At 75.1% G+C, this 6,875-nt stretch carries 4 protein-coding genes; all 4 read left to right on the top strand.

The window, feature by feature from the left end:
• Positions 1-151: 151 nt before the first annotated feature.
• The 4 genes from ACFW6A_RS38945 (at position 152) to nudC (ending at position 6,838) form a co-directional block, all read left to right on the top strand.
• Positions 152-970, top strand: a complete 819-nt coding sequence (locus tag ACFW6A_RS38945; protein WP_351855259.1) for a hypothetical protein — start codon at positions 152-154, stop codon at positions 968-970.
• A 61-nt stretch (positions 971-1,031) separates the two neighbouring features.
• The gene (locus ACFW6A_RS38940; RefSeq protein WP_351855261.1) at positions 1,032-4,403 is read left to right on the top strand and encodes an ATP-dependent DNA helicase; all 3,372 of its coding nucleotides are present in this window, start codon (positions 1,032-1,034) and stop codon (positions 4,401-4,403) included.
• Between the two features lie 10 nt (positions 4,404-4,413).
• Complete coding sequence (locus ACFW6A_RS38935; RefSeq protein WP_386480120.1) at positions 4,414-5,832, top strand: dipeptidase; 1,419 nt, start codon at positions 4,414-4,416, stop codon at positions 5,830-5,832.
• Between the two features lie 58 nt (positions 5,833-5,890).
• Entirely contained in the window at positions 5,891-6,838 is a 948-nt protein-coding gene (nudC, locus tag ACFW6A_RS38930) for an NAD(+) diphosphatase (RefSeq protein WP_351855266.1), read from the top strand.
• Positions 6,839-6,875 lie beyond the last annotated feature (37 nt).

The following is a 6,875-nucleotide window of genomic DNA, read 5'->3' as shown; positions in this document are numbered from 1 at the left end:
GTCCGGCAGCAACGGCTCGATCCTCGCCCACTGGGCGTCAGTCAGCGACACACATCAACCAACGATCAGATGATCCGAAGGAAACGCCCTAGCGGCCACGCGCGCGCGGGGCGACCCTGGTGACAGGGTCCGGGGGGACGAGGAGGCTCGTATGCGGTCCCAGTCCAGCCGTCCGGGGCTCCGCGCCGCCGCCGTCTTCTGCGCCGCCGTCGCCGTCGCGGGCACCGCCCCGGCAGGGGCGGCGGCCCCCGCGGCGACGGTCTCCCGACTCCCCGCGCCGGCCCCCGCCGCCCCGTCCCCGGACCCCTTCGACGGGCTCACCCCCGCGCAGATCGCGGACCGGGGCGTCGACGCCACCCGCTCCGCCGACTCCCTGCGCATGACCGGGCAGGTCGTCTCCGGGGGACAGGACCTCGACGTCGACTTCTCCGTCGACGACCAGGGCTCCTGCCGGGGCCGCATCGGCGTCGACGACGGCGAGGCCGAACTCCGCCGGGTCGACGGCGTCACCTACATGAAGGGCGACGAGGCCTTCTGGCGGATCTCCATGACCTCCCAGGGAGTCCCCGAGAACCAGATCGCGCCGGTCGTCGAACTCGTCCAGGGCCGCTGGCTCAAGATCGCCCCCGGCCAGGCCGGCAGCGCCGACCTCGACGAGGTCTGCGACCTCGACTCGCTCCTCGACGACCTCGGCCGGGGCGGGGACGACCGGGCCGGCCTCACGCGCGGCCCCGACCGCGAGGTCGACCACACCCCCGTCGCGACCCTCGTGAAGAAGGAGTCCGGCGAGACCACCACCGTCTCCGTCGCCCAGGAGGGCAAGCCGTACATCCGACAGGTCGTCAGGACCGGCGGCGACGAGCCCGGTTCCATGACCCTCTCCGCGTACGACCGCCCGGTGGAGGTCACCGCCCCGCCGGCCGACGAGACCGTCGACCTCTCCCGCCTCGACCCCGGCACCCGGGCCTGAGGCCTCGCGGGAGGGGACCGCGCGGGACGGGGATGTCCGACCGTCCGGCTAGCCTCTTCCGGTGACCGCTCACCTCACCGACCCCGAGCAGCTCAAGGAGCTCCTCGGCATCCCCTTCACCCCGGAGCAGACGGCCTGCATCACCGCGCCGCCCGCCCCGCAGGTCATCGTGGCCGGAGCCGGCTCCGGAAAGACCACGGTGATGGCGGCCCGGGTCGTGTGGCTGGTCGGCACCGGCCAGGTCGCCCCCGAGCGGGTCCTCGGCCTCACCTTCACCAACAAGGCCGCCGGGGAGCTCGCCGAGCGCGTCCGCACCGCCCTCGTCCGCGCCGGCGTCACCGACCCCGACCCGGTGGACCCCGACAACCCGCCGGGCGAGCCCCGCATCTCCACGTACCACGCCTTCGCCGGGCAGCTCCTCACCGACCACGGCCTGCGCATCGGCCTCGAACCGACCTCCCGGCTCCTCGCCGACGCCACCCGCTTCCAGCTCGCCGCGCGCGTGCTGCGCGAGGCCCCCGGCCCGTACCCGGCGCTCACCAAGTCCTTCCCCGCCCTCGTGGAGGGCCTGCTGGCGCTCGACGCCGAGCTGGCCGAGCACCTGGTCGAGCCAGCCGACCTCCTCGCGTACGACGACGGCCTGCTCACCGCCCTCGCCACCGCGAAGCTCACCAACGACGACCTGCGCAAGCTCCCCGAGACCTCCGCGGCCCGCCGCGAACTGACCGGACTCGTCACCCGCTACCGGGCCGCCAAGCGCTCCCGCGACCTCCTCGACTTCGGCGACCAGATCGCCCTCTCCGCGCGGCTCGCCACCACCCGCCCCGAGGTCGGCGCGATCCTCCGCGACGAGTTCCGGGTGGTCCTCCTCGACGAGTACCAGGACACCTCCGTCGCCCAGCGCCTGCTCCTCTCCGGCCTCTTCGGCCAGGGCACCGGCCACCCCGTCACCGCCGTCGGCGACCCCTGCCAGGCCATCTACGGCTGGCGCGGCGCCTCCGTCGCCAACCTCGACGACTTCCCCGAGCACTTCCCGCACGCCGACGGCACCCCCGCGACCCGCTTCTCCCTCTCCGAGAACCGCCGCAGCGGCGGCCGCCTCCTCGACCTCGCCAACGGCCTCGCCGCCCCCCTGCGCGCGATGCACGCGGGCGTGGAGGCGCTGCGCCCCGCCCCCGGCGCCGAGGCCGACGGCACCGTCCGGATCGCCCTCCTTCCCACCCACGCGGAGGAGATCGACTGGCTCGCCGACTCCCTCGCCCACCTCGTCGCCACCGGCCGCGAGCCCGGCTCCATGGCCGTCCTGTGCCGCACCGCCGGCGACTTCCCCGCGATCCACGCCGCCCTCGTCGCCCGCGACGTCCCCGTCGAGGTCGTCGGCCTCTCCGGCCTGCTCCACCTCCCCGAGGTCGCCGACCTCGTCGCCGTCTGCGAGGTCCTCCAGGACCCCGGGGCCAACGCCTCCCTGGTCCGCCTCCTCACCGGCCCCCGCTGGCGCATCGGCCCCCGCGACCTCGCCCTCCTCGGCCGCCGCGCCCGCCTCCTCGTCCACCGGGGCGGGGCCGCCGGGACCGATCCCGGGCAGCGGCTCGCCGCCGCCGTCGAGGGCGTCGACCCCGCCGAGGTGGTCTCGCTCGCCGACGCCCTCGACACCTTCCTCGACTCCGCCGGCCACCCCGACGACGGCCTGCCCTTCTCCGCCGAGGCCCGGGTCCGCTTCGCCCGCCTCGCCGCCGAACTGCGCTCCCTGCGCGCCTCCCTCGCCGACCCGCTCATGGACGTCCTCCACCGGATCCTGACCGTCACCGGCCTGGAGGTCGAGCTGTCGGCCTCCCCGCACGCGCTCGCCGCCCGCCGCCGCGAGACCCTGGGCAACTTCCTGGACGTCGCCGCCGGCTTCGCCTCCCTCGACGGCGAGGCGAGCCTCCTCGCCTTCCTCGGCTTCCTGCGCACCGCCGTCCGGTTCGAGAAGGGCCTCGACAACGCCCTGCCGGGCGGCGAGAACACCGTGAAGGTCCTCACCGCGCACAAGTCCAAGGGCCTGGAGTGGGACGTCGTCGCCGTCCCCGGCCTGGTCGCCGGCCAGTTCCCGTCCGCCCGCGCCCGCGAGTCCTGGACCTCCCAGCCGCAGGTCCTCCCGCACGCCCTGCGCGGCGACGCCGCCACCCTCCCGGACCTCGACGCCTGGACCGCCGCCGCGATGAAGTCCTTCAAGGCCGCGATGACGGACCACCAGCACACCGAGGAGCTCCGCCTCGGCTACGTCACCTTCACCCGGCCCCGCACCCTCCTCCTCGCCTCCGCCCACTGGTGGGGCCCCGCCCAGAAGAGGCCCCGGGGCCCCTCGGCCTTCCTCCACGAGCTGTACGCCCACTGTGAGAAGGGCCACGGCGACATCGAGGCATGGGCGGAGGAACCCGAGAAGGGCGCCGAGAACCCCCTCCTGGCCGAGGCGACCGGCGACCTCCCCTGGCCGCTGCCGCTGGACGAGGAGGCGCTGCGACGCCGGCGCGAGGCGGCGGACCACGTCCGCGCCGCGTTGCGGGCCGTCGTTCCGCACGGAGGCACCTCCCCGGACGAAGTCCTGGGGGGAGGAACGGAGGGGCACGACGCCCCGCCCACGGCGCCCGGTCCCCGGGACCCGCACCCCGAGGACCTCTGGCTGCCGGACGACCCGGCGGAGGCCCCCGGCACGGTGCCGCGCCCCCGGGAGGCCCCGCTCACCCCGGAGGAGCTCCGCACCATCGCCTCCTGGGACAGGGACCTCGCCGCCCTCACCGCGGAGCTGCACCGCACCCGCGCCACCACCAGGGACGTCCTCCTCCCCGCCTACCTCTCCGCCTCCCAGGTGATACGCCTCGCCGAGGACCCGGACGGCTTCGCGCAGGAGCTGGCCAGGCCCATGCCCAAGCCCCCGCAGCCCGCCGCCCGCCGCGGCACCCGCTTCCACGCCTGGGTGGAGTCCCGGTTCGAGGAGCTGCCGCTGCCCTTCCTCGGCCCGGACGAGCTGCCCGGCGGCGAGGACTTCGCCGGCGAGCCGGAGATCGTCGACGAGCGGGACCTGGAGGCCCTCAAGGAGGCCTTCGCCCGCACCCCGTACGCCCACCGCACCCCGTACCGCGTGGAGGTCCCCGTCCACCTCACCCTGGCGGGCCGGGTGGTCCGGGGCCGGATCGACGCCGTCTACCGGGACCCGGAATCGGGGGCGTACGAGATCGTCGACTGGAAGACCAGCCACCACCGCACCGCCGACCCCCTCCAGCTCGCGCTGTACCGGCTCGCCTGGGCCGAGCAGCACGGCCTGGACCCCGAGGAGGTGGCCGCCGCGTTCGTGTACGTGCGGACGGGCGAGGTGGCCCGCCCGGCCCGGCTGCCCGGGCGGGCGGAGCTGGAGGCGATCCTGCTGGGCGGGGCACCCCCCGGCGCCGGATAGGCTCGTGAGCATGAGCGAGACCCCGGACAGCGTCGTCCAGCCCGTACGCGCCTACATCGAGCGGCACCGCGCCGCCTTCCTCGGCGACCTCGCCGAGTGGCTGCGCATCCCGTCCGTGTCGGCGCAGCCGGAGCGGGCCGGGGACGTGCGGCGCAGCGCCGACTGGCTCGCCGGCGCCCTGAAGGACACCGGCTTCACCACGGTCGAGGTCTGGGAGACCGACGGGGCCCCGGCGGTCTTCGCCGAGTGGCCGTCCGCCGACCCCGACGCGCCGACGGTCCTCGTCTACGGCCACCACGACGTGCAGCCGGCGGCCCGCGAGGACGGCTGGCACACCGACCCGTTCGAACCGACCGTCGTCGACGGCCGGATGTACGCGCGCGGGGCGGCCGACGACAAGGGCCAGGTGTTCTTCCACACCCTCGGGGTCCGCGCCCACCTCGCCGCGACCGGCCGCACCGCCCCCGCCGTCCACCTGAAACTGCTGGTGGAGGGCGAGGAGGAGTCCGGCTCCCCGCACTTCCGGGCGCTCGTCGAGGAGCGGGCCGACCGGCTCGCCGCCGACGTCGTGATCGTCTCCGACACGGGCATGTGGTCCGAGACCACCCCCACCGTCTGTACCGGCATGCGCGGGGTCGCCGACTGCGAGATCGACCTGTACGGCCCCGACCAGGACATCCACTCCGGTTCCTTCGGCGGCGCCGTGCCCAACCCGGCCACGATCGCCGGCCGGATCGTCGCCGCCCTGCACGACGCCGACGAGCGGGTCGCGATCCCCGGCTTCTACGACGGGGTGACCGACCTCACGGAGGCCGAGCGGCGGCTCGTCGCCGAACTGCCCTTCGACGAGGCCGCCTGGCTGCGCACCGCCAAGTCCCACGGCACCCTCGGCGAGGCCGGCCACTCCACCCTGGAGCGCGTCTGGGCCCGCCCGACCGCCGAGGTCAACGGCATCGGCGGCGGCTACCAGGGCCCCGGCGGCAAGACGATCGTGCCCGCCTCCGCCCACCTCAAGCTGTCGTTCCGGCTGGTCGCCGGCCAGGACCCGGACCGGATCGAGACGCTGGTGCGGGAGTGGCTGGCCGGACTCGTGCCCGCCGGGATCCGGTACGAGACCGTCTTCGGCGCCCCGACCCGCCCCTGCCTCACCCCGCTCGGCCACCCGGCCCTCACGGCGGTGGCCGGGGCGATGAGCCGGGCCTTCGACGGGGCCACCGTCCGCTACACCCGCGAGGGCGGCTCGGGACCGGCCGCCGACCTCCAGGACGTCCTGGACGCGCCCGTGCTCTTCCTGGGCATCTCGGTCCCGTCCGACGGCTGGCACGCGCCGAACGAGAAGGTCGAGCTGGACCTCCTCATGAAGGGCGTCGAGACGACCGCGTACCTGTGGGGCGACCTCCCGGCCGCCCTGCGGGCCGGCGAGCGCTGAGCGCCGGGTGCGGGACGCCGTAATGACCGACATCGATCCGGGGGAGCTGGAAGCACCTGTGAGCACCTTGAACAACGCGTTCGCGGACCGTCCGATCTCGCTCACCGCACCGGGCGGGATCGACCGCGCCGCCCACCACCGCCTCGACGAGGCGTGGCTGGCGGCCGCCTGGAGCCACCCGAGCACGCGCGTCTTCGTGGTGTCCGGCGGCCAGGTGCTGATCGACGACCGCCCCGACGGCACCACCGAACTCGTCATGACCCCGGCGTTCGAGGCGCCGATGACCGAGACCCACCGGTACTTCCTCGGCACCGACGCCGACGGGGTCTCCTACTTCGCGCTCCAGAAGGACTCGCTGCCCGGCCGCATGGACCAGTCGGCGCGCCCGGCGGGCCTGCGCGAGGCCGGCCTGCTCCTGTCGCCCCGCGACGCGGGCCTGATGACCCACGCGGTCGCCCTGGAGAACTGGCAGCGCCTGCACCGCTTCTGCTCCCGCTGCGGCGAGCGCACGGTGATCGCGGCCGCCGGGCACATCCGCCGCTGCCCGGTCTGCGGCGCCGAGCACTACCCGCGCACCGACCCCGCCGTGATCATGCTGGTCACGGACGACCAGGACCGGGCGCTGCTCGGCCGCCAGGTGCACTGGCCGGAGGGGCGCTTCTCGACGCTGGCCGGGTTCGTCGAGCCGGGCGAGTCGATCGAGCAGGCCGTGGTCCGGGAGGTCTTCGAGGAGGCCGGCGTCACCGTCGGCGAGGTGTCCTACGTGGCCAGCCAGCCCTGGCCCTTCCCGTCCAGCCTGATGCTCGGCTTCTTCGCCCGGGCCACCTCCCCGGAGATCGAGGTCGACGGCGAGGAGATCCACGAGGCCCGCTGGTTCTCCCGCGAGGACCTGGAGGCCGGCTTCGCCTCGGGCGAGGTGCTGCCGCCGTACGGCATCTCGATCGCCTCCCGGCTGATCGAGCTCTGGTACGGCAAGCCGCTGCCGAAGCCCGGCGACGTGGTCTAGGACGTGCGAAGGGCCCCCGCTCCGAGGGAGCGGGGGC

It is taken from the genome of Streptomyces sp. NPDC058758 (assembly GCF_042746075.1).
GTDB lineage: Bacteria > Actinomycetota > Actinomycetes > Streptomycetales > Streptomycetaceae > Streptomyces.
This window is presented reverse-complemented; position numbering and strand designations above follow the sequence as displayed.

Excerpts from the sequence above, each read along its gene's own strand:
- ACFW6A_RS38945 (WP_351855259.1), top strand. The coding sequence starts at position 152 with ATGCGGTCCCAGTCCAGCCGTCCGGGGCTCCGCGCCGCCGCCGTCTTC.
- ACFW6A_RS38935 (WP_386480120.1), top strand. The coding sequence starts at position 4,414 with ATGAGCGAGACCCCGGACAGCGTCGTCCAGCCCGTACGCGCCTACATC.